Below are 18,775 nucleotides of genomic sequence, written 5' to 3'. Positions count from 1 at the left end.
GCGTCGACTGAGGCATCCGGTTGATCCAGCAAACTGCTGCAACGGTGAGAATGATTCTCGCTCTTGGCGCAGGGCGCTCGCCGCTTTGTCGCCCCTGATCCCACCGATGTCCCAAACCCCTTCAGCCTTTGTGACGCATCCGATGGTCAGCCCCGCCGCCGCTCGCCGCCGTGCCTGCCTCGCCCCTCTGGCGGCAACGCTGCTGCTCAGCCCCCTTGCCGCTGAGGCAACGGAGCTGAATCTCGAGGGGATGAACCGTTACGCCGCTGCCGCCGGCCTGGAGGGCCAGGAGCAGGTCACCAGCATCAACCAGCTCTCCGACGTTCGCCCCACGGACTGGGCCTACCAGGCTCTCAGCAACCTGATCGAGCGCTACGGGTGCGTCGCCGGCTATCCCAACGGCACCTACAGGGGCGGCCAGGCCATGAGCCGCTACGAAGCGGCGGCCCTGCTGAACGCCTGCCTCGATCGGATCACCGAGGTGACCGACGAGCTCAAGCGCCTGATCAAGGAGTTCGAGAAGGAGCTCGCCGTCCTCCGCGGCCGCGTCGACGGCCTTGAAGCCAAGGTGGGCGAGCTGGAGGCGACCCAGTTCTCCACCACCACCAAACTCTCCGGCCTGGCCACCTTCGTGCTGGGGGGCAATGCCTTTGGCGGCAGCGCCGCCGCGCTGGTGGAGGACAGCCGCCGCCGCTTCGGTGCCACCACGTTCAATTACGACGTCCAGCTCAATTTCGACACCTCCTTCACCGGCAAGGACCTGCTGCGCACCACCCTGCGCGCCGGCAACTTCGAAGGTGACAGCAACAGCTTCGGCGGTGCCGGTCCGACCAACCTCTCCCAGCTGGAGACCGCCTTCCAGGAGGAGGGCGGTCCCAATGTCGTGGGGATCGATCGGCTCTTCTATCAGGTGCCGCTCGGCTCCGGCCTTACGGCCACCATCGGCGCCCGGGTGGGCCAGGAGGACATGCTGGCCCTCTGGCCCAGTGTCTACCCCGATTCTGCGGTGCTGGACGTGCTCACCCTGAACGGGGCACCGGCGGCCTACAACAAGAATCTCGGCGCCGGCGCCGGCCTCTGGTGGCAGAGCGACGGGGGTCTGAGCCTCAGCGCCAGCTACGTGGCGGCCCATGGCCAGGAGGGCAATCCGGCTCAGGGCGGCATCGCCACCGATGGCGCCGGGGGCACCGGCACGGTGCAGATCGGCTACGGCCAGGAGACCTGGGGCGTGGCCGCGATCTGGTCACGCATCCAGAACGGCAACGACCTCGTGGTCTACGGCACCCCCTTCACCCTCGACAGCTACCTGTTGCCTGGCAGCACCGATGCCTTCGGACTGAGCGGCTACTGGCAACCGCAGACGACGGGCTGGATTCCCTCGATCAGCGCGGGCTGGGGCATCAATCGCAGCCGCTACGACGATGCCCCGGCGGGCAGTGTGCGCACCAGCCAGTCGTGGAGCGTGGGCCTGCAGTGGCTCGACGCCTTCGCCAGCGGCAATGCCGCCGGCATGGCTATGGGACAGCCCACCTTCGCCACCAGCCTCGAGGGTGGCGACACACCCCGCGACGGCAATTTCGTCTGGGAGTGGTGGTACAAGATGCAGCTCACCGACAACATTTCGGTGACGCCGGCGCTCTTCTACCTCAGCCGCCCGCTCGGGCAGGACAGCCCGGACGGCCGCAGCTTTCATCAGTTCGGCGGCCTGGTGAAGACCTCCTTCAGCTTCTGATCCGCTTCGGTCTCCTGCCGCTGCCGGCAGTCGCGGCACAGCCCGAAGAATTCGAGGGTGTGGAACAGGGGCTGGAAGCCGGCCAGGTCACCGTCCGGCAGGGCCAGGCCATGGACGGGGCAGTGGTGCAGCACCAGGGAGGTGCCGCAGTCGACGCAGGTCAGGTGGTGTTCGTCCCGCTCGGTGGGGGCGAACAGGGCTTCGCCCGTGGGCAGATGCCGGCAGCGCACCAGCCCCCGCTGCTGCAGCTGACGCAGGTGCCGGTAGACCGTGGCCAGCCCCATGGCCTGGGGACCTCCCCGCAGGCGGGCGTGGAGCTCCTGGCCGGAGAGTTCCGCATCGGCCCGGCCGAGCTCCTTCAGCAGACCCTGCTGGCGAGGCGGAAGTCGATCAGTGGTGGGGGGCGGACCCATGGAACGCGAAGCGACAGGCGACGGGGGGTTTGTTCTACCCCGCCGGTAGCCATTGCGCCTGCAGCACGGGCTGATCGAGAGGATCGAGTTCCAGGCGAGTGGCGTCGATCAGTACGGCGCGCGCCGCCGTCACGGTCTGCTTCGGACCCGTCGTGCTGCCCGCCGCGGCGACGGGCCGGAGCGTCGCCAGCAGGCGGTCGGTGCTGGGGTCGTACTGCAACCCCGTACCGGGCTCCAGTTCCCAGCCCGTCAGGGTGCGGCGGCGCAGCAGCCGGCCCTGCCGATCGAGGGAGAGCAAGGTGAGGCGTTGGGCCCCGGTGGCGTCCAGCAGCAGCACCCAGACCCGCTGGCCGCCCCGATCACAGGCACTGGCCATCAGGGCTTGCGAACCCACCCAGAGCTGTCGCGGTGCCTGGCCGGGTTCCACCAGCTCCAGCGATCGGCGGAAATCGGGCCAGTGGCGCACCAGCAGGGCCCTGCCGGCCTGGGGGCAGAAGCTGCTCAGATCCCGGCTGCCCGGCAGGACCTGGCGCCGGGCAACCCGGGGGGGCAGATCCACCAGGGCCAGTCCCTCAGGCAGGGGCACCACCGCCGCTCCCCCCTCCGGCAGCAGCTGCACCCCCCCGGAGGCCTCCAGATCGAGCAGGCGTGAGTCGCCCCCAGCTGACCAGAGGCGCAGCACCGATTCTCCCGGCATGCCCATGGTGGACTGGACCAGCAGATCGCCGCGCTGGTTGCCGCTGAGGTGGGCAAACGTGAGGCTTTCGGGCAGCAGAGGTTCCAGGCGGCCCGCCTGGACGGGGCCCAGTCCCTGGGCCAATGGGGCGAGGTTGCGTTGCCGCAGGGGCAGGCGCCAGACCCGGTGCTCCCCCTCCGGCGAACGGCTCACCAGAGCCAGCGACCGGCCGCCGCCGGTGGGCTGGACCTGCAGGATCCGGTGCCACACCGGCGAGAGGGGATGCCAGCGACCGTCCCGCTCCCGCAGCTGCAGCTGTTCGCCCCCCGGCACCGGCACCACGGCCAGCACCCGCGGCCGCGGATCCCACCACCAGGCGCCAGGCCGCAGGGCCAGCCCGCGCCGATCGCGCCCCTCCAGCTCCAGGCGCAGGGGCTCGCTCAGACGTTGCCCCGCTGAAAGACTCAGCATCAGACCATCGCCCTCCCCCAGCCAGCGGTGCTCCAGGGGCGGCTGCAGCTGACTGGACCTGGCGATGCTGGCGCTGTCCATCGGCCGGCTGAAGCGGCTGCGCAGGGCCGCAGGGCCGGAGCTGGCGGGCGCCGGTTCGAGGGCCTCCAGCCTTGGAGGCTGGCGCAACAGCCATTGCTGCTGCACCAACGCCAAAACTGCCGGGACCCCGAGGGCGAGCAGCAGCTGCCTCATGGCTCCAGGGGCCGGGCCGGCCGTGGGATCTCTCGAATCTGGGTGGGCACCACCACCAGACGCTCGCCGCCGGGCTTGCTTTCCAGGGCCATGCGCCCCTCGAGGGCAAGCCACTGGTCGGCCCGAGGCAGGGGCGAGGTTGTCGGCCAGCGGACCGGCATTCCCACGGGGGTGGCATCGGCCAGGCAACAGCGCACGAGCAGGCGGGCCAGCTGCGGAGGTTCCCCCTCCATCGGCAGCACGAAGCCGCTGATGCGCACCGGATCACCGACGAACAGGCGGGGATCGGGCTGGCTGCGCAGCAGCCGGACCCAGTCGGTGAGGCTGCGCTGGGCCGGGGGCAACACGAAGCTGAGGCCCTCCTCGCTGGTGGTGTCGCGGGGGCGCTGGCCCGCCAGATCCGCAAAGGAGGGGTTCGGCGGCACGGCCAGCACCAGCAGGGCGAGCACCGCAGTGCCCAGTAGCCCCGGTAGTTGGTTACGGCGCAGCCGATCCGCTCCAGGGGCCCCGGCCTTGCTTCCCTGGCGCCAGGCCTGGGCCATCTGCAGGACTCCCAGCAGCAGCAGCAAAGCCCCGGCCAGCCAGACCAGCGGATGGAACACCTCGCGCAGCAGCAGGGCGAGCCGGTCGCTGGCGGCACTCTGCAGCAGCACCAGCCCCCACAGGCCCAGTCCCAGGCCCCGCCAGAGGGCGGCCCGTCGGGGCAGATCCCCCCAGCCGGGGCGATGGGGAGGGTTCAGCCGCGCCACAGGTTCACCCATTGCCCAATCAGCAGCACCGTCAGGCTCGCACCGGCGGCGGTGAGGGCCAGGCCCACGGGACGCAACAGCAACCCCAGCAGACCGACCAGCTTGAGGTCGATCACCGGCCCGAGCAGAAGGAAGGCCAGCAGCGCCCCGGGGGTGACCTGGGCCGCGAAGCTCAGGGCGAGGAAGGCATCCACGCTCGAGCAGACCGAAACGATCAGGCTGAGCAGCATCAACGCCACGATCGACAGGGTGGGGGCGCCGCCCACCGCCAGCAGCCACTCCCGCGGCACCAGGGTCTGGACCAGGGCCGCCATGACGCAGCCCAGCACCAGCAGCACCGCCAGATCGAGGAACTCCTGGCTGCCGTGGCGCAGCACCTCAGACCAGGGTGGCCGCGGCGGGTTGACGGCCGCCGGCACCATGGCGGCATTGCCCCCCAGCACCCCCGTGCTGCGCTCCAGCAGGTTCACGCTGGCCAGGGGCTGATGCAGACGCCGTTCGGCCAGCAGATCCGGCTGCAGCAGGCGGGATTCCGGCAGCAGCGCCAACAGGCTCGCCAGAGCCAGGGCCACCAGCACGGCTCCCAGGGGCCGGGCCAGCAGCAGCCAGGGCTTGTTGGGGAAAGCGGCCCAGGTGCCGGCCAGCACGATCGGGTTCAGCACCGGCGCGGCAAACAGGAAGCCCAGGGCTGTGCCCAGGGGCGCCCCACCGGCCAGCAGGCGGCGGGCCACCGGCACATTGCCGCACTCACAGGCCGGTAGGGCGAAACCGAGGGCAGCCCCGGTAAGGGGACCGCCCAGGGGATGGTGGGGGAGCTGCCGCAGCCAGCGGCCGCCGGGGGCCAGCCAGCGGGCCACCGACGAGATCAGCACCCCCAGCAACAGGAAGGGCATGGCCTCGATCAGCAGCCCCTGGAACAGGGCCCAGGCCGTGGCCAGCCGGGCCGCGTTCATCCGGCCACCTCCGTCCGGAACCAGGTGGGGGTGGCCTCGTAGCAGGCGGCGTTCTTCTCGTTTTCACGGGCCTCCACCTTCCAGCAGCAGGCACGCCCCCCCTCCTGCTCCCGCAGCAGGGTGTTGGCCCAGCCCCACACCAGCTCGGCGCTGGCCTCCATGCCCACGTTGTCCATCACCCGCAGATCGAGGGCGCCGCCGGCGTGCAGGCGTTGCCAGTCCGGCAGGAGCGGGTCGTCGGCATTCACCAGGAAGGTGTGGTCGAACTGGTCGGCGAGGCGCTGCTCCAGGCCGCTGAGGGCTGAGAAGTCCACCACGAAGCCGTGCTGGTCCAGCTGGAGAGCCCGAAACCAGACGGTGAAGGAGCGGCTGTAGCCGTGCACGAAACGGCAGTGGCCGCTGTGGCGCCACTGGCGATGGCAGCAGGGATAGCCGCTGAAGGTCTTGGAACAGGTGTGACTCAAGGGGCTCGGCGGACCGGCGGCAAGTCTGCTGTGTCCTGCGGCCGGTCGGGGCGCTGCAGGGCTCTGCGGGAGCTATCGGCGGGAGTGGGCGGAATCCGTGGGCGTCGGAAGGCGAAACTGGCTGTGGTTCCGCTTCCGACTGACCTGCGGGTCCCGATGACCATGACCGAACCCCTGGAGGGAAGCCTTCAGTCGTTGCCCCCGCTGCGCTTCAACGACGCTGGCCTGATCCCGGCGATCGCCCAGGACTGGCTCGATGGGGCCGTGCTGATGGTGGCCTGGATGAACCGGGTGGCGATCGAGCGCACCCTCTCCAGCGGCGAGGTGCATTACTGGAGCCGCTCCCGGCAGGAGCTCTGGCACAAGGGCGCCACCAGCGGTCACTTCCAGCGGCTGCGGGGCCTCCGCTACGACTGCGATGCCGACGTGCTGCTGCTGACCATCGAGCAGATCGGTGACGTGGCCTGCCACACCGGAGCGCGCAGCTGCTTCTACGACCAGGGCCCGCTGGCCACCGCCGGTGGAGCGGAGGCCCCGCCTCCCCCTGCCGACGCCTGCACCGAACTGATGCGGGTGATCGAGGGCCGCCGCGACCAGCCGGAACCGGGCAGCTACACCAACAAGCTGCTGGAGGGGGGCGATAACCGCATCCTCAAGAAGATCGGTGAGGAGAGCGCTGAGTTCGTGATGGCCTGCAAGGACGACGACGGCCCTGCGATCGCCGGCGAGGCGGCGGATCTGCTCTTTCACCTGCAGGTGGCGCTGGCCCACCACGGGGTGAGCTGGCGGCAGGTGCAGGAGGTGTTGGCCGCCCGCCGTGGTGCCCCCCGCCGCGGCTAGTCAGGGCAGCCATTGCCTGGGCCTGCACCCTCGCCCAACCCTGCCACCACTGCTGGCCACCACTGCGCCGCCACTTCCGGTGTGCCGTACCACCGCGGTCCGAAGGCGCCACCATGGGCCACCCCGGCCAGGGTGATCGCCTCGGATCCAGCCAGCAGGGCCGAAGTCACGGGCACAAGACCATCGCCAGGGGCGTCGGCATCGCCGCAGATGTTGCGGTAGGAGGACGGAGCGAGGCGGCGGGCGGTGGGGCTGAAGGCAGCGGGTGGGAGGTCCCCCGCCACCGAGACGTAGCGCACCTGATCGGCGAAGGGGCAACCGGGCAGCTCCCGGTCGACCCGTTGGCGCAGCGGCGTGGCCCGCCGCGCGGTGTGGGGACTGCCGAGCATCACCAGGGTGTCGGCTCGGGCTTTGCCGTTGTAGGTGCGACCTTCAAAGGGTTGATCCGCCAGGAAGAGGCGCAGCATCACCCCACCGGAGCTGTGGCCGATCAGGGTGACGCGGCCCGTGGAGGAACGGGCGGCCTGTTCGGCCACCAGGACGGCGACCCGATCGAGCAGCCGCACCCAGCCGAAGGGGAAGGAGGTGAGCAGCCAGTCGAACCGGCTGGCGGGCACCAGCAGCACCGGCTGGGAAGTCTGGTCCTGGAGCCAGAGCCGCAGGGGTTCGTAGGCCTCGGCGGTGATCAGGAAGCCACCGAGGATCACGATCGGCTGCTGGGTCATCGCCGGGGGCGTCACGGACAGGCCACCAGCCAACCATCCCCCCGGCAGGATCGGCCCAATCACCTGGGAGAATGATTCTCATGCTTCTGGCGTTGCCATGGCCTCCCTGCTTCCCGCGTGCCTGGGCGTCCTGCCGGGGGTGGCACTGCTGCTTCTGGCCGGATGCACTGCCCCCGTCGGTGGGCCCGCATCCCCGCCGACCGCTGAAACCGGGAGGGCCGAATCCGGGGCGATGCCACCTCGGCCGGTGGTGGTCACCACGGTGCTGCCGATCACGTTGCTGACCCGGGCCGTGGCCGGCGACTGCGCCACGGTGGAGCCCCTCTTCCCCTCCACCACCGATCCCCATGACCTGCAGGTGCGACCGGCCGAGATGGCCCGTCTCGCCCGGGCCAGGGTGCTGGTGCGCAACGGCCTCGGCCTGGATGACTTCCTGCTGCCCCTGATCGACGGTGCCGGCCGTTCTGATCTGCGGGTGATCGAGGCCAGCCGCGGTGTCACTCCCCTGCCGGCGGACCACGACGATGGCCATGGGCATGGCGGTGACCACGACCATTCAGACAGCCATGGGGATGTGAATCCCCATGTGTGGCTCGACCCCCTGCGGGCCCGTCAGCAGGTGGGCACCATCCGCGATGGGCTGATCGCCGCCGACCCCAGCTGCCGCAAGGGTTACGACGAGCGAGCGGAGGCCTTCTCGCGACAACTCACCGCTCTCCACCAGACGCTGGATCGCCAGCTGACTCCCTATCGGGGCCGCACCGTGGTGACCTTCCATGATCTGCTGCCTTACTTCGCGGTGCGCTACGGACTCCAGCGGGCCGTGCTTGTCAGCCTGCCCGGGGAGAGTCCCTCCATCGCCGCCCTCGAGCAGGCCGGTCGCATCGCTCGCCGGGAGGGTCTGCGGGGCCTGCTGGCCGAGCCCCAGCAGAACAACCGGGCCCTGGTGGCCCTCTCCCGTGATCTGGGTCTGCCGATCCTGCGCTTCGATCCGTTGGAGCGGGGTGAGGAGAGCAGCGAACCGTCCGCCGCCCGCTATCTGCGCACCATGGAGGCGAACGGTGCCGCGGTGGCCGCCGCGCTGGGAGGGTCGGCGGCCCGGTCCGCCGGGGTGGGCGCTCCCGCGGATCGCTAGGTTGAAGCGATGGCGGAAATGATTCTCGAAGTCAGCGGCCTCACGGTGCGGCGGCGGGGTACCACCGCGGTGGAGAACGTCAGCTTCTCGCTCGCCGCTGAATCCGATACCGCGCTGGTGGGCCCCAATGGCGCCGGCAAGAGCACCCTGGTGCAGGCCATCCTCGGTCTGCTTCCCCATCAGGGCGGCCAGGTCCGGCTGCTGGGCGAACGCCTGGATGGCCGGGGCCGCCTTCCCGTCAGCGTGCGCGAGCAGATCGCCTATCTGCCGCAGCGGCTGGCCCTGACCGGACCCATCCCGCTCACCGTGACGGAATTCGTGGGTCTCGGTTGGGATGGCACCAGACTGCGCCTGCCCTGGAGAGGCGAGGGGCGACGCCGTGATGCCATCCGCTCCGCCCTGGCCAAGACGGGCTGCGAGGGCTTCGCTGAGCAGCGGATCAGTGACCTCTCCGGCGGGCAGCTCAAACGGGTGCTGCTGGCCTTCTGCGTGGTTCGCCCCCGCCGGCTGCTGGTGCTCGATGAAGCCCAGGCGGGCCTCGATCCCCAGGCCTCGGAGGCCTTCCAGCAGCTCCTGTTCAGCCTGCGGCGCAGCGAGGGCTGGACGATCCTGCAGGTCTCCCACGACCTCGACATGGTGCGCCGCACCTGTGATGGGGTGCTCTGCCTCAACCGCAGCCTGCGCTGCTCCGGCAGCCCCGATCATGCCCTGAGTCAGGCCCAGCTGGAGCGGCTCTATGGCCGCGACTATCTGCCCTATCACCACCACCATGGCGCCGGTGGGTGACGCGGTCTCGTTTCCGGAGCTGCTCGCCCTGCCCTTTCTGCAGCGGGCACTGCTGGCGGGTGCCCTCACCGGCGCCCTCGGAGGCGTGCTGGGCAGTTTCGCGGTGCTGCGCCAGCTCTCCTTCTTCAGTGATGCCCTGGGCCACTCGGCCCTGCTCGGCATCAGCCTGGGCGTGGCCCTGGGACTGAATCCCACCCTGGTGCTGATTCCCTTCGCGGTGCTGTTCGCCCTGCTGGTCAATCACCTGGTGGAGCGCAGCCAGCTGCCCACCGACGCCCTGCTCAACATCATCTACTCCTCCTCCCTGGCGATCGCGGTGGTGGCCCTGAGCCTGCTGCCCGGGTACCAGGGCGGGCTGCAGCAGCTGCTCTTCGGCGACATCCTGGGGGTGGACGGGCTTGATCTGCTGCTGGTCACTCTGTTGCTGCTGGGGGTCGGCACTTACCTGTGGGCGACCCGCAGCAGCCAGATCCTGCTCAGCCTCGATGAGTCCCTTGCCCTCTCCCGCGGGGTGGAGGCTCAGCGGCAGCGCCTGCTCTTCGTGGTCGTGCTGGCGGTGGTGGTGGCGGTGTCGATCAAGGCGGTGGGGGTGCTGCTGATCAGTGCCTTCGTGGTGATTCCGGCCTGCGCCGCGCGGCTGGTGAGCCGCCACTTCGGTGGCTATGTGCTGCTGGCCGCCGCCCTCGGCAGCGGCGGCGCCGTGGTGGGCGTGCTGGCCTCAGCGTTCCTCAACCTTCCCTCCGGACCCTGCGTGGTGATCGTGCAGCTATTGGGCTTCCTGCTCGCCCTGGCTGCCGGCCGGAGGCTGCAGGGCCGGGCCGCCTGAGTCGGGGGCGAAAACACTGGGCTGCTGCTGCAGCCAGCTGAGGGTGGCGCGGTCGCGGGGACCGATCTCCAGCACTGGGGTTGCCCCTGGCACAGCTGCCATCACATCAGCAGGCTGGTCGCTGTGGCCCCACAACCCGAAAGCATGGCCCAGTTCATGCAGGGCGGTGGCTTCGATGCCCAGCTGCCGTTGGTTCGGAGAGAGCAGCACCTGCAGGCGGGGCTCCAGCTGCCAGGCACCGTTGTGCCGTACCCAGCGCGCCCCCAGCAGCTCAGCGCGCCCATGGCTGGCCCGCTGCTCTCCCTCCAGAAGCCGCAGCGGCGGTCGGCGCCGCAGCACCTGAATCTGGGCGGCGGCGGGATCCTCCACCCGCTCGATCACCAGCAGCTCCTGCCAGCGGGTCAGGGCCGCCTCCACCGCCTCGCTCCAGCGGAGATCCCAGAGGGAGGCCTCGTCCCCGATCGGTTCGATCCAGATGCACCAGGGAGAGCGGTGAATCCAGCCCCAGGGGCCAGGTTGGAGCCGGTGGCGGTAATCCTCGAAACCCTCGGGACTGGCTGCTGACGGTGCCGTGCCGCTCGATGGCCTGGTAGTCGGTGTCCTGGCGATCGAGTCTTGGGTGATCGGCGTCTCTGGTGGAACTGCCGCAAGGACCGCCTCGGGCACTGGGCAATTGGGTTGATCCGAGACTGTGGGGGGTGCCAGCGGAGCCCTGGGAACCGGGGAAACTGACCTTGCGGCCGGAGGTGGCGCCATCGCGCCAAACAGCAAGACTGCAAAGGCTGACCCTGAAGCCGCACTGGCGATCAGGATCCGCCCGGTGCGGCCAGTCCTCACCCGGCTCCTCCAGGCAGTCCAACGCCGCGAGCCATCAACGTGGCCAACAGGGGGATGGCGGCGAATCCGGCCAGCTCGATGTTGAGGATCCAGCCCAGACGCTTGGCCAGGGCCTCGCTCACCTGCGGAGCTTCACCCTTGCGCAACGGAATGGCCCAGAGGATGTAGGTGATCGTGGGATAGAGCGACAGGCCCCCCACCGACAGGTAAAGGCCCACCTTCCACCAGAACAGGGGATTCTCGGTGTAGAAGGCGCTGCCCTGGCCGAAGTGGAGCACGCGCAGGATGCCGCTCCCCAGCAGGGCCAGGGCTGCCAGGCCGTAGACCACGTCAGTGATCACCATCAGCGTGGCGTCCTGCTTGCTGGGGTTGGGGCGGATCAGCCGCCGCTCCAGCACCAGGGCCCCGAAGCAGAGCATGAAGCTGAGGTAATGCACGTAGGCCACGCCGGCGCTGGAGAGCACCGGGGTGGGCAGGGCAGCGAAGCCTGGCATCGATGGGGTGGAGCGTTGGCAGCGACGGTAGCCAAGGCACTCCGGCCTCAGCGGACGGCCACCGCTGCTCTGGACAGACCGCTGCCCGGGCCGCTGCCCGGGACAGACCGTTGTTCAGGGCAATCCTCTTCTGATGACAACGCGCATCTCAGAACCAACCTCTCGGCTGGGGCCCACCGCATCCGCCGATCCAGGCGATACGCCCCAGGGGCTGCAATTGTAATCAGATGAAAGTGTAGGAACTGGAAGAGAATATGTAATCAGTCAAAGGTTACGAAGAGAGTCGAAACGTTGGTTGTCATTCATCTGGCTCGTGTCCCCTGATCAAATCAGCCTAGGTTCAATTCAGTCTCGGTAGTGGTTGTAATGGCGACATCGCTCAGCGCCTATCTCGGTGAAATCGGTCGGCATCAACTTCTCACTCCCGAGCAGGAGCTCACCCTCGGGCGAAAGGTGCAGGCCATGGTGGGGCTACAGGAGCGCTGCCACGACGCTGGCGGCAGTGGCCCCGCCTGCGAGTACAGCGATCTCGAGCGGCGCACCATGCGTCTGGGTGAGCGCGCCAAGGACCAGATGATCACCGCGAACCTGCGGTTGGTCGTGAATCTGGCCAAGCGCTACCAGGGCAAGGGGCTGGATCTGCTCGATCTGATCCAGGAAGGCACCCTGGGGCTCACCCGCGCCGTCGAGAAATTCGATCCCACCCGCGGACATCGCTTCAGTACTTATGCTTACTGGTGGATTCGTCAGGGACTGAACCGTGCCCTGTCCACCCAGAGCCGCACGATTCGGATCCCCGTCAATGTGAACGAGAAGCTCACCAGGCTGCGGGCCGCCAAGGCCCGCTATCTCCAGGCCAATGGACTACCCCCCGCCGCCAGTGATCTGGCCCGGATGATGCAGTTGCCCTTGGGTGACGTCGAGGATCTGCTGGGCTGCGAGTTGCGCAGTGTCACCGTGAGCCTGCAGGGGGTGGTGAAGTCGAAGGCGGATCCCTCCGAACTGGTGGACGTTCTGCCCAGCAACGAAATGCCGCCGATGGAGCGGGCAGAGCTGGCCGAACGCAGTGCCTCGGTGTGGGCACTGCTGGAGCGGGCCAGCCTCACACCCAAGGAGCGCACCGTGGTGCTGTTGCGGTTCGGGCTGGACGGCAGCAATGAATGGCGCACCCTGGCGGAGGTGGCCCGTCAACTGGCCTGCAGCCGCGAATATTGCCGACAGGTGGTTCAGCGGGCCCTGCGCAAGCTGCGGAAAGCCGGCATCGAGAGCGGTCTGGTGGAAGCAGAATGAAAGTCCTGCGCGACCGGCGCCATGACTTCCAGCTCCGCGGCATCTTCGGCACGGCCTTCCTCCTTCGCCGCTGAAGGTTTCGATCCCGATCCCCCAGGACTGGAGGTGGAAGCTGAGGTGCTCGAAAGCCGGGTGGTCGATGAGGCCGTGCTGCTGCGCCTGCTGCGCCGCGCCGGGCGGCTGGTGGCACGGCCGGCCCTGGAGTGCCTTGAGCTGCTGCTTGATGCCTCCACTCCCGCCCAGGTGCGGTTCACCGTGCTGGCGGCTCTCACCTATCTGCTGGTGCCGATCGACCTGATCCCCGATTTCATCCCGGCGGCTGGCTTCAGCGACGATCTGGTCGCGATCACGGCCCTTCTGGGGCTCTGCACACGCCATCTCACCCCCGACATCAAGCGCCGGGCGCAGCGCAGACTGGATCGCTGGTTCCCCCCCGGCCGCTGATGCCGTCCCTGAGTACCGATCAGCGCGAAGATCTCCAGTCTTTCCTCAAAGACTGGCTTCGCCATGCCGGCCGCAACCAGGCCGATCTGAGGCGGGCACTGCGGGCCGCTTCGATTCGGATGCCGGTGCTGGTGGACGCGCTTGAACAGATCCACCACACCGATGGATTGACGGGCCTGGCGGAGCGGCTCTGCGGCATCGAGGAGCTCTGGCAGCAGGAGGATCAGGGGGTGGATCCTCAGGCAGCGGTGGGTCATTCGGCCCTCGACGATCAGCTGGGTGAACTGGATCTGTTGTTGCAGGAGATCCGCGGCGATCGTCAGCCCTGACAGCCAACAGGCAAAGTGTGGCCAACCAGCCCATTTCTCCCGTCCAGTCCGACGATCCACTTGCCACCTCTGACATGACGACCTCGCGCCGCACCAGCAGCTCCCTCCTCGCCGGGCTGGCCTTGATCACGGCTTCCACCAGCCTGGCTCTGCTCTGTGCCGACCCTGGCAGAGCCCAGAGCCAGAGGTTTCTGCTGGGCCCTGGCAGCTCGGTCGGCCCCTCCACCAAGGTGAAACCTGAGAACTGCGTCACCGCCGAGGATGGTTCGATCACCTGTGACACCAAGCTGGAGAATTCCCCCAGCGACACGCCGGCAAGGCCCCAAATGGATCCTTTCCCGAACTGACTGACCCAGAGTCGACAGCGATGCGCATGCAGCCGTGCAGATGAAAACGAGGCCCTGGTTTCGGCGTGTCACCGATGATGGTGGCTTCCTGCATCTGATTGATCGAGGGGAGCAGCAGCTGGCCAAGCTGCTTGCCCTTGTGCTCTGCGTGGTGATTGCCGCCGCCACCTTCCAACTGGTCGCGGTCGTGATCGGTTCGCTGTTCACCTCCAACAGCCGCTGGATGGGGGACGACCTCACCGCAGTGCTGGGCGATCTGCTCAATCTCCTGATCGCCCTGGAGGTGCTGCAGAACATCACCTCCTATCTGCGGCGCCACGTGGTGCAGATTGAGCTGGTGCTTCTCACCGCGATCACCGCCGTTGCCCGGAAGGTGATTGTGCTGCCACCCGGTGCGGAGAACAAGCCGCAGCTGCTTGTGGGTCTGGGAATCGCGGTGCTCTCTCTGGCCGCTGCCTTCTGGCTGGTGCGCAGCCTCAGTCTGCGCAAGCCGCCTTCGAGAACAGGGCCAGCCATACGGAACCGGGAGCCGGATCCGTCCGTTCCAGACGATGGGCTCGATGAGCTCTGATCCAGAGGCTGTCTCCGGCTGTCATTTGCCGCGCCTCGGGTTCATCAGCAAAGCGCAGTGTGGCGCTGCCGCGTAGCAAGAGCACCCATTCGTGCTCCTCCTGGTCGTACCAGAAGTGGTCGGGATTGGCGAAGTCGCAGGAATGGATCCGCTCCAGACGCAGGCCTGGCGCCTCAAGCAGCAGGCGGGTCTCTTCGGTTCCAGCGGCTGGACAGGAACCAGCCAGCAGGTTGTCATCACCGGCGGTAGGGTTCTCCTGTTCTCCCCAGCGGCGACCGATCTCAAAACCACGGCTTTGCGCCAGACTCACCACCTGATGGTGGTGGTTGCAGTCGCGCAGGGCCTGGCGCAGCGCCGGATCCGCTTCGCTGAGGGCCACGAAGGCCTGGAGCGCTCGAACCTTCTCGAGGAACTGCTGCAGCTGGGCTTCGGCCATGGCAGGAGCACGGATCAACGGAGCGACTTGATCATCCGCCAGCGCAGAAACGTCGCTCCGCCGAAGAGCACCTCCTCCTCCTCCTGCACCTCCCAGCCGAGTCGCGTCAGCAGGGGCCGTGACAGCTGGCTGGCCTCGGTGCGCAACTGCGCGCAATGCTGACGGCGGGCATGGGCTTCCAGCTGGAGCACCAGGGCCGTGGCGCGCCCCTGGCGGGATGAACGGCCGCGGCAATAGAGCAGAGAGAGTCGATCGATCGGATCGAGTACAGCGAAGGCTTCGATCCGCTGGGAATCGTCTGCTACGCAACTGGCGAGGCCGTAGCCGTTGCAGAGGGCGGAACGCACCGCATCGCCGCGAGCAGCGTTGGTGGCCCAGGCCTCGATCTGTGTGCTGCTGTAGAGACCCTGAGTCTGGGAGATTACGGCGTCGTGATAGAGGTCAATCAGCTGGTTCAGATCCTCGGCAACCAGCGGACGGATGAGGGTCATGAAACTTGTGGTGGCATGGGTTGGTGTCACGACAACAGCTAATGCTGGTGTACGTTACGGGGGTCGGTCAATTGCTAGCGAAGACATTCCATGCTCATCGGAACGGAACTACTGGCCAAGGTCAAGGAACTCGGTGATGCCAGCAAGTCGGAGATCGTCCGGGAATGCGGCTATGTGTCGTCCAAGAAGGATGGAGGCGATCGACTGAATTTCACCGCCTTCTACGAGGCCCTGCTCGAAGCCAAGGGCGTGGCGTTCGGTGGTGGCGGCAAGGTTGGCAAAGGTGGACGCAAGCTCAGCTACATCGCCACGGTTCAGGGCAATGGCAACCTGCTGATCGGCAAGGCCTACACCGCCCTGCTCGAGCTGGAGCCCGGTGAGCAGTTCGAGATCAAGCTGGGTCGTAAACAGATCCGTCTGCTGCCCGTCGGTGCCATGGAAGAGATGCTTGAGGATGAGGACGAGTGACAGTGCAGCGCAAGTGTTCATGGGGTGGCCTGGTCATCCCATGGCTGCTGGTGCTTGGGCTGGTCGCTTCGCTGCTGATCGTCCAGCCCGGAGCCGCGCTGGCTCTGGCTGAAGCCGAGCCCAGGTCTGAACAGGTCAGCACTGCCCAGGTCAGCACTGCCCAGGTCAGTGCTTCCCAGTCAAGCGGTGCACAGCTGTTCGAGAATCATTGCGCCGGTTGTCACCTGCAGGGAGGCAACATCATTCGTCGCGGTAAGACCCTCAAACTGGCGGCCCTGCAACGCAATGGCATCGCTGATGCCGACGCCGTTGCCGCCATCGCCAGAGCAGGCGTGGGTCAGATGGGCGGCTATGCCGACGTGCTTGGGGATGAGGGTGTGTCCGTGGTGGCGGCCTATGTGTGGCAGCAGGCCCAGGCTGACTGGCCCAGACAGCCTCGGGACACCTGATCCAGGGCCTGGCACCTCAGAACGCCTGGATCCAGGGATAGACCGCAACGGCTGTCCAGATGCCGTTGCGCCAGTAGACGTCGGACTTGACCAGGTCTTCAACCTCCTGCAGAGATCCGGCCTCGAAGATTCCGAACACGTGGGTGCTGGCTTCGGTGGGTCCAAGGGTGACCAGGGTTCCAGCCTCTTTGAGGCGCTGCAGACCCGCCAGGTGCTCCTGGCGGTAGGGCGTGCGTTTTTCGAGAGCGTTGTCGCAGTAGGTGCCCCAGAGCACAAACTTCGCCATCACCAATCGGTCGGTGCGGTCCGACAGTAAGGCCCATGGGACAGCAATCCGTCACAGCAGGAAGCAGCTCGGCAGGGTGGTCTGAGCGCGCGTCAGCCGTGCCACCAGCCGCCGCCCGGCTGGAGGCGGTGGCCAGCCCTGTGATTCCGGAGGTGGCGGCCCTGACCCGCCAGACCCCCGGCACCCTCTCCCTGGCCCAGGGGATGGTGCACTGGGCTCCGCCGCCCGGGGTGGATGTCGCCGTTCGGCAGGCTCTCGACGCCGCTGCCAGCCAGCCAGGCGGCTGCAGCGCCGCCCTGCATCGCTACGGTGCCATGGCCGGCGAGCCGGAGCTGCTGGCGGCGATCGGCACGAAGCTGCGGCACCAGAACCAGCTGGATCTGGAGGGCAGCGCCCTGCTGGTCACGGCCGGCAGCAACATGGCCTTCAACGCTGTGGCACAGGTGATCTGTGATCCCGGCAGTGAGGTGTTGCTGCCGGTTCCCTATTACTTCAACCACGCCATGGCGATCCAGCTGGCTGGCGGCGTGCCGGTGCCGGTGGAGGCCGGCTGGATTCCGGACCCGGAGATTCTGGCCAGGGCGATCACACCGCGCAGCCGCGCGATTGTGACGATCTCCCCCAACAATCCCAGCGGCCTGGTGATTCCCGCATCGGTGCTGGCGGCGATCAATGCCCTGTGCGAGCGCCACGGCCTGTTCCACATCAACGACGAGGCCTACGAACTGTTCGTGCATGGCGCCGAACCCCACTGGAGCCCGGGCTCCCTGGCGGGCAGTGGTGCCCACACCATTTCGCTGTATTCCCTCTCCAAGGCCTATGGCATGGCGGGCTGGCGGATCGGTTATGCGGCGTTGCCCCAGCAGCTGATGGCCGCTGTGGCCAAGGTGCAGGACACGGTGATGATCTGTCCGCCTCTGCTCAATCAGCGGGCTGCCCTGGCTGCCCTGGAGGCTGGCCCAGCCTGGTGTGCATCGCGCATCGCGGCCCTGGGGGAGCGTCGCCGCCAGCTGGTGAACGCCCTGAATGAGGCGGCTGAAAGCCTGCCCTGTGCCCTGCTGGCCCAGCCGGATGGGGCCTTTTATGCCCTGCTGCGCATCGATGCGCCTGGCGGCACCCTGGGTTCGCGGGATCTGATGCGGCGGCTGGTGCTGGAGCAGCGACTGGCCAGCGTGGATGGCGCGAGCTTCGGGCTGGTGGATCAGAGGCACGGCTGTGTGCTGCGGCTCAGCTACGGCATGCTCAATGCGGCGGAGCTGGAGGAGGCACTGCGGCGCCTCAGGCAGGGCATCAAGGCACTGATCCAATCCGGCCCCAGCGGCCCATGAATGGCCAGGTGAGATCGATGGGTGCCGCACCATTCCGCGGCCAGAGCGCCCGCAGGTCCCTCTCCGCTTCCACCAGGGGATCGACCCCCTGCTCCCGAGCCCGCTGTACGGCCGACCAGGTGCCCAGATGGCCGAGGAAGGTGGCCAGGTCCCAGTGACGCTCAATCGCCAGATCGTCGGGGAAGGGCCATTCCTCTGCGGGAAAGGTGAGATCCTGGTAAGCGTTGTCGACCAGCCGTCGCTCGGGAGGCCACCAGGGCGCCAGGGTGTCGCTGTAGAACGTCTCAAACCAGGCGCGCAGTGCCGCGGAGGGCATGTGCACGGGCAGGTAGCCGATCCAGGCCATGGCGGCACCCGGTCGTGCCACGCGACGCAGCTCGGCGTCGAAGGCGGGTCCGGCGAACCAGTGCACCGCCGCGGCCACCATCACCCCTGAAACGCTGGCGGGCTCCAGGCCACTGGCTGTCGCGGAAGCGCAGCGGTAGTGCACCCGCTCCTGCGCTGCGGCCGCTGCCAGTTGCTCGGCACTGGCATCGGTGGCGATCACCTCGCTGAAGTGGCGGGCCAGGGCCAGGGAGGCCTGGCCGCTGCCGCAGCCGCAGTCCCAGACCCGATCACGCTGGGGACAACGCGCCGCGAAGCGGGCGAAGAAGGGCTCCGGGTAGGTGAGCCGGTAGCGGGCGTAGTCGCCGGCCACGGCGCCGAACCAGCGGGAGGCGGCCGGAGCACCTGGACTCGTGGACTTTCCTGGTGCATTTGACGGCATGAAAGCCATCATGGAGGCAACGGCATGTGGGTGATGGCCCTCCAACGAACCCTCCAGCGGCTCCAAGGCCGTTCCGTTGCAACCCCATTCCTCCTGGTGGTTGCTGGGTTGTTGGCTTTGCTTCCGGCAGGTTGCGGTCCTGCCCTGCAGGTTCAAGCCAACGACCAGCCGGACGTCCCTTCCCCTCAGCCAATCGGTGCAGCCGGGCTTGCAGCCGTCGACATGGCCAACCCCC

General features: G+C 68.0%; 25 protein-coding genes. 13 read left to right on the top strand and 12 right to left on the bottom strand.

What is annotated here, in order from left to right; genetic code table 11:
- Positions 1 to 106 precede the first annotated feature (106 nt).
- Positions 107 to 1,732 (top strand): iron uptake porin, encoded by a 1,626-nt coding sequence (locus tag H8F24_RS17970; RefSeq protein WP_370594772.1) that lies wholly within the window; start codon positions 107 to 109, stop codon positions 1,730 to 1,732.
- On the opposite strand, the gene H8F24_RS17965 is transcribed toward H8F24_RS17970, so the two are convergent.
- The 5 genes from H8F24_RS17965 to H8F24_RS17945 are packed head-to-tail and all read right to left on the bottom strand — an operon-like array spanning position 1,693 to position 5,692.
- Positions 1,693 to 2,145 (bottom strand): Fur family transcriptional regulator, encoded by a 453-nt coding sequence (locus H8F24_RS17965; RefSeq protein ID WP_197170437.1) that lies wholly within the window; start codon positions 2,143 to 2,145, stop codon positions 1,693 to 1,695. The two genes, H8F24_RS17970 and H8F24_RS17965, sit on opposite strands and share 40 nt — an antisense overlap.
- Before the next feature lie 34 nt (positions 2,146 to 2,179).
- Positions 2,180 to 3,526 (bottom strand): hypothetical protein, encoded by a 1,347-nt coding sequence (locus tag H8F24_RS17960; protein WP_197170436.1) that lies wholly within the window; start codon positions 3,524 to 3,526, stop codon positions 2,180 to 2,182.
- Positions 3,523 to 4,287: a TIGR03943 family protein gene (locus H8F24_RS17955; RefSeq protein WP_197170435.1), complete on the bottom strand. Its 765-nt coding sequence runs from the start codon at positions 4,285 to 4,287 to the stop codon at positions 3,523 to 3,525. Before H8F24_RS17955 ends, H8F24_RS17960 begins: the two co-directional genes overlap by 4 nt.
- Positions 4,263 to 5,228, bottom strand: coding sequence for a permease (locus H8F24_RS17950; RefSeq protein WP_197156293.1), 966 nt, complete (start codon positions 5,226 to 5,228; stop codon positions 4,263 to 4,265). Before H8F24_RS17950 ends, H8F24_RS17955 begins: the two co-directional genes overlap by 25 nt.
- The gene (locus H8F24_RS17945) at positions 5,225 to 5,692 is read right to left on the bottom strand and encodes a 6-carboxytetrahydropterin synthase (RefSeq protein ID WP_197170434.1); all 468 of its coding nucleotides are present in this window, start codon (positions 5,690 to 5,692) and stop codon (positions 5,225 to 5,227) included. The genes H8F24_RS17950 and H8F24_RS17945 overlap by 4 nt, the downstream gene beginning before the upstream one ends.
- A 162-nt stretch (positions 5,693 to 5,854) precedes the next feature.
- On the opposite strand from H8F24_RS17945, the gene hisIE reads away from it, so the two are divergent.
- Positions 5,855 to 6,532, top strand: a complete 678-nt coding sequence (gene hisIE, locus H8F24_RS17940) for a bifunctional phosphoribosyl-AMP cyclohydrolase/phosphoribosyl-ATP diphosphatase HisIE (protein WP_197170433.1) — start codon at positions 5,855 to 5,857, stop codon at positions 6,530 to 6,532.
- Here the strand turns inward: hisIE and H8F24_RS17935 are convergent.
- Positions 6,529 to 7,257, bottom strand: coding sequence for an esterase (locus tag H8F24_RS17935; RefSeq protein WP_197172547.1), 729 nt, complete (start codon positions 7,255 to 7,257; stop codon positions 6,529 to 6,531). The genes hisIE and H8F24_RS17935 overlap by 4 nt on opposite strands.
- A 97-nt stretch (positions 7,258 to 7,354) precedes the next feature.
- Here H8F24_RS17935 and H8F24_RS17930 point away from each other — a divergent pair, with 97 nt between their 5' ends.
- The 3 genes from H8F24_RS17930 to H8F24_RS17920 are packed head-to-tail and all read left to right on the top strand — an operon-like array spanning position 7,355 to position 10,004.
- Positions 7,355 to 8,392 carry a metal ABC transporter solute-binding protein, Zn/Mn family gene (locus tag H8F24_RS17930; RefSeq protein WP_197170432.1) on the top strand — a complete coding sequence of 346 codons (1,038 nt, stop codon included), beginning with the start codon at positions 7,355 to 7,357 and terminating at the stop codon, positions 8,390 to 8,392.
- A gap of 9 nt (positions 8,393 to 8,401) precedes the next feature.
- Complete coding sequence (locus H8F24_RS17925) at positions 8,402 to 9,178, top strand: metal ABC transporter ATP-binding protein (protein WP_197156285.1); 777 nt, start codon at positions 8,402 to 8,404, stop codon at positions 9,176 to 9,178.
- Positions 9,171 to 10,004, top strand: a complete 834-nt coding sequence (locus H8F24_RS17920) for a metal ABC transporter permease (protein ID WP_231597953.1) — start codon at positions 9,171 to 9,173, stop codon at positions 10,002 to 10,004. The genes H8F24_RS17925 and H8F24_RS17920 overlap by 8 nt, the downstream gene beginning before the upstream one ends.
- On the opposite strand, the gene H8F24_RS17915 is transcribed toward H8F24_RS17920, so the two are convergent.
- Together H8F24_RS17915 and H8F24_RS17910 are read right to left on the bottom strand one after the other, a co-directional pair.
- Entirely contained in the window at positions 9,945 to 10,670 is a 726-nt protein-coding gene (locus H8F24_RS17915) for a matrixin family metalloprotease (RefSeq protein ID WP_231597952.1), read from the bottom strand. The genes H8F24_RS17920 and H8F24_RS17915 overlap by 60 nt on opposite strands.
- A 167-nt stretch (positions 10,671 to 10,837) precedes the next feature.
- Complete coding sequence (locus tag H8F24_RS17910) at positions 10,838 to 11,335, bottom strand: DUF2214 family protein (RefSeq protein ID WP_197170430.1); 498 nt, start codon at positions 11,333 to 11,335, stop codon at positions 10,838 to 10,840.
- A gap of 366 nt (positions 11,336 to 11,701) precedes the next feature.
- Here H8F24_RS17910 and H8F24_RS17905 point away from each other — a divergent pair, with 366 nt between their 5' ends.
- From H8F24_RS17905 to H8F24_RS17885, 5 genes are all read left to right on the top strand, one after another.
- Positions 11,702 to 12,625, top strand: a complete 924-nt coding sequence (locus H8F24_RS17905; RefSeq protein ID WP_197170429.1) for a sigma-70 family RNA polymerase sigma factor — start codon at positions 11,702 to 11,704, stop codon at positions 12,623 to 12,625.
- A 21-nt stretch (positions 12,626 to 12,646) separates the two neighbouring features.
- Positions 12,647 to 13,069: a YkvA family protein gene (locus H8F24_RS17900; protein ID WP_197170428.1), complete on the top strand. Its 423-nt coding sequence runs from the start codon at positions 12,647 to 12,649 to the stop codon at positions 13,067 to 13,069.
- A complete protein-coding gene (locus tag H8F24_RS17895) occupies positions 13,069 to 13,398 on the top strand; it encodes a hypothetical protein (RefSeq protein ID WP_197170427.1) in 330 nt (109 codons plus the stop codon). The genes H8F24_RS17900 and H8F24_RS17895 overlap by 1 nt, the downstream gene beginning before the upstream one ends.
- A 74-nt stretch (positions 13,399 to 13,472) precedes the next feature.
- On the top strand, positions 13,473 to 13,745 hold the full coding sequence (locus H8F24_RS17890) for a hypothetical protein (protein WP_231597951.1): 273 nt from the start codon (positions 13,473 to 13,475) through the stop codon (positions 13,743 to 13,745).
- A gap of 40 nt (positions 13,746 to 13,785) precedes the next feature.
- Entirely contained in the window at positions 13,786 to 14,316 is a 531-nt protein-coding gene (locus H8F24_RS17885) for a phosphate-starvation-inducible PsiE family protein (RefSeq protein WP_197170426.1), read from the top strand.
- Here H8F24_RS17885 and H8F24_RS17880 read toward each other — a convergent pair.
- The gene (locus H8F24_RS17880; RefSeq protein ID WP_197170425.1) at positions 14,222 to 14,752 is read right to left on the bottom strand and encodes a Nif11 domain/cupin domain-containing protein; all 531 of its coding nucleotides are present in this window, start codon (positions 14,750 to 14,752) and stop codon (positions 14,222 to 14,224) included. The two genes, H8F24_RS17885 and H8F24_RS17880, sit on opposite strands and share 95 nt — an antisense overlap.
- Before the next feature lie 14 nt (positions 14,753 to 14,766).
- A complete protein-coding gene (locus tag H8F24_RS17875) occupies positions 14,767 to 15,243 on the bottom strand; it encodes a GNAT family N-acetyltransferase (RefSeq protein WP_197170424.1) in 477 nt (158 codons plus the stop codon).
- Positions 15,244 to 15,333: 90 nt separating this feature from the next.
- Between H8F24_RS17875 and H8F24_RS17870 the strand changes: the two genes are divergently transcribed.
- Both H8F24_RS17870 and H8F24_RS17865 read left to right on the top strand, forming a co-directional pair.
- Positions 15,334 to 15,711, top strand: a complete 378-nt coding sequence (locus tag H8F24_RS17870) for an AbrB-like transcriptional regulator (RefSeq protein WP_197170423.1) — start codon at positions 15,334 to 15,336, stop codon at positions 15,709 to 15,711.
- A gap of 2 nt (positions 15,712 to 15,713) precedes the next feature.
- The gene (locus H8F24_RS17865) at positions 15,714 to 16,160 is read left to right on the top strand and encodes a c-type cytochrome (protein WP_370594771.1); all 447 of its coding nucleotides are present in this window, start codon (positions 15,714 to 15,716) and stop codon (positions 16,158 to 16,160) included.
- A 16-nt stretch (positions 16,161 to 16,176) separates the two neighbouring features.
- On the opposite strand, the gene H8F24_RS17860 is transcribed toward H8F24_RS17865, so the two are convergent.
- Positions 16,177 to 16,446, bottom strand: coding sequence for a YciI family protein (locus tag H8F24_RS17860; protein ID WP_197156267.1), 270 nt, complete (start codon positions 16,444 to 16,446; stop codon positions 16,177 to 16,179).
- A gap of 98 nt (positions 16,447 to 16,544) precedes the next feature.
- Here H8F24_RS17860 and H8F24_RS17855 point away from each other — a divergent pair, with 98 nt between their 5' ends.
- Entirely contained in the window at positions 16,545 to 17,774 is a 1,230-nt protein-coding gene (locus H8F24_RS17855; protein WP_231597950.1) for an aminotransferase class I/II-fold pyridoxal phosphate-dependent enzyme, read from the top strand.
- On the opposite strand, the gene H8F24_RS17850 is transcribed toward H8F24_RS17855, so the two are convergent.
- On the bottom strand, positions 17,737 to 18,540 hold the full coding sequence (locus H8F24_RS17850; RefSeq protein WP_197170421.1) for a class I SAM-dependent methyltransferase: 804 nt from the start codon (positions 18,538 to 18,540) through the stop codon (positions 17,737 to 17,739). The two genes, H8F24_RS17855 and H8F24_RS17850, sit on opposite strands and share 38 nt — an antisense overlap.
- Between the last annotated feature and the right edge of the window lie 235 nt (positions 18,541 to 18,775).

The organism is Synechococcus sp. CBW1002 (genome assembly GCF_015840915.1).
Taxonomy (GTDB): Bacteria; Cyanobacteriota; Cyanobacteriia; order PCC-6307; family Cyanobiaceae; genus CBW1002.
This window is presented reverse-complemented; position numbering and strand designations above follow the sequence as displayed.

Coding starts and splice junctions, on each gene's coding strand:
- H8F24_RS17970 (WP_370594772.1), top strand. CDS start 107: ATGTCCCAAACCCCTTCAGCCTTTGTGACGCATCCGATGGTCAGCCCC.
- H8F24_RS17965 (WP_197170437.1), bottom strand. CDS start 2,145: ATGGGTCCGCCCCCCACCACTGATCGACTTCCGCCTCGCCAGCAGGGT.
- H8F24_RS17960 (WP_197170436.1), bottom strand. CDS start 3,526: ATGAGGCAGCTGCTGCTCGCCCTCGGGGTCCCGGCAGTTTTGGCGTTG.
- H8F24_RS17955 (WP_197170435.1), bottom strand. CDS start 4,287: ATGGGTGAACCTGTGGCGCGGCTGAACCCTCCCCATCGCCCCGGCTGG.
- H8F24_RS17950 (WP_197156293.1), bottom strand. CDS start 5,228: ATGAACGCGGCCCGGCTGGCCACGGCCTGGGCCCTGTTCCAGGGGCTG.
- hisIE (WP_197170433.1), top strand. CDS start 5,855: ATGACCGAACCCCTGGAGGGAAGCCTTCAGTCGTTGCCCCCGCTGCGC.
- H8F24_RS17935 (WP_197172547.1), bottom strand. CDS start 7,257: ATGACCCAGCAGCCGATCGTGATCCTCGGTGGCTTCCTGATCACCGCC.
- H8F24_RS17930 (WP_197170432.1), top strand. CDS start 7,355: ATGGCCTCCCTGCTTCCCGCGTGCCTGGGCGTCCTGCCGGGGGTGGCA.
- H8F24_RS17925 (WP_197156285.1), top strand. CDS start 8,402: ATGGCGGAAATGATTCTCGAAGTCAGCGGCCTCACGGTGCGGCGGCGG.
- H8F24_RS17910 (WP_197170430.1), bottom strand. CDS start 11,335: ATGCCAGGCTTCGCTGCCCTGCCCACCCCGGTGCTCTCCAGCGCCGGC.
- H8F24_RS17905 (WP_197170429.1), top strand. CDS start 11,702: ATGGCGACATCGCTCAGCGCCTATCTCGGTGAAATCGGTCGGCATCAA.
- H8F24_RS17900 (WP_197170428.1), top strand. CDS start 12,647: ATGACTTCCAGCTCCGCGGCATCTTCGGCACGGCCTTCCTCCTTCGCC.
- H8F24_RS17895 (WP_197170427.1), top strand. CDS start 13,069: ATGCCGTCCCTGAGTACCGATCAGCGCGAAGATCTCCAGTCTTTCCTC.
- H8F24_RS17890 (WP_231597951.1), top strand. CDS start 13,473: ATGACGACCTCGCGCCGCACCAGCAGCTCCCTCCTCGCCGGGCTGGCC.
- H8F24_RS17885 (WP_197170426.1), top strand. CDS start 13,786: ATGAAAACGAGGCCCTGGTTTCGGCGTGTCACCGATGATGGTGGCTTC.
- H8F24_RS17880 (WP_197170425.1), bottom strand. CDS start 14,752: ATGGCCGAAGCCCAGCTGCAGCAGTTCCTCGAGAAGGTTCGAGCGCTC.
- H8F24_RS17875 (WP_197170424.1), bottom strand. CDS start 15,243: ATGACCCTCATCCGTCCGCTGGTTGCCGAGGATCTGAACCAGCTGATT.
- H8F24_RS17870 (WP_197170423.1), top strand. CDS start 15,334: ATGCTCATCGGAACGGAACTACTGGCCAAGGTCAAGGAACTCGGTGAT.
- H8F24_RS17860 (WP_197156267.1), bottom strand. CDS start 16,446: ATGGCGAAGTTTGTGCTCTGGGGCACCTACTGCGACAACGCTCTCGAA.
- H8F24_RS17850 (WP_197170421.1), bottom strand. CDS start 18,540: ATGCCGTCAAATGCACCAGGAAAGTCCACGAGTCCAGGTGCTCCGGCC.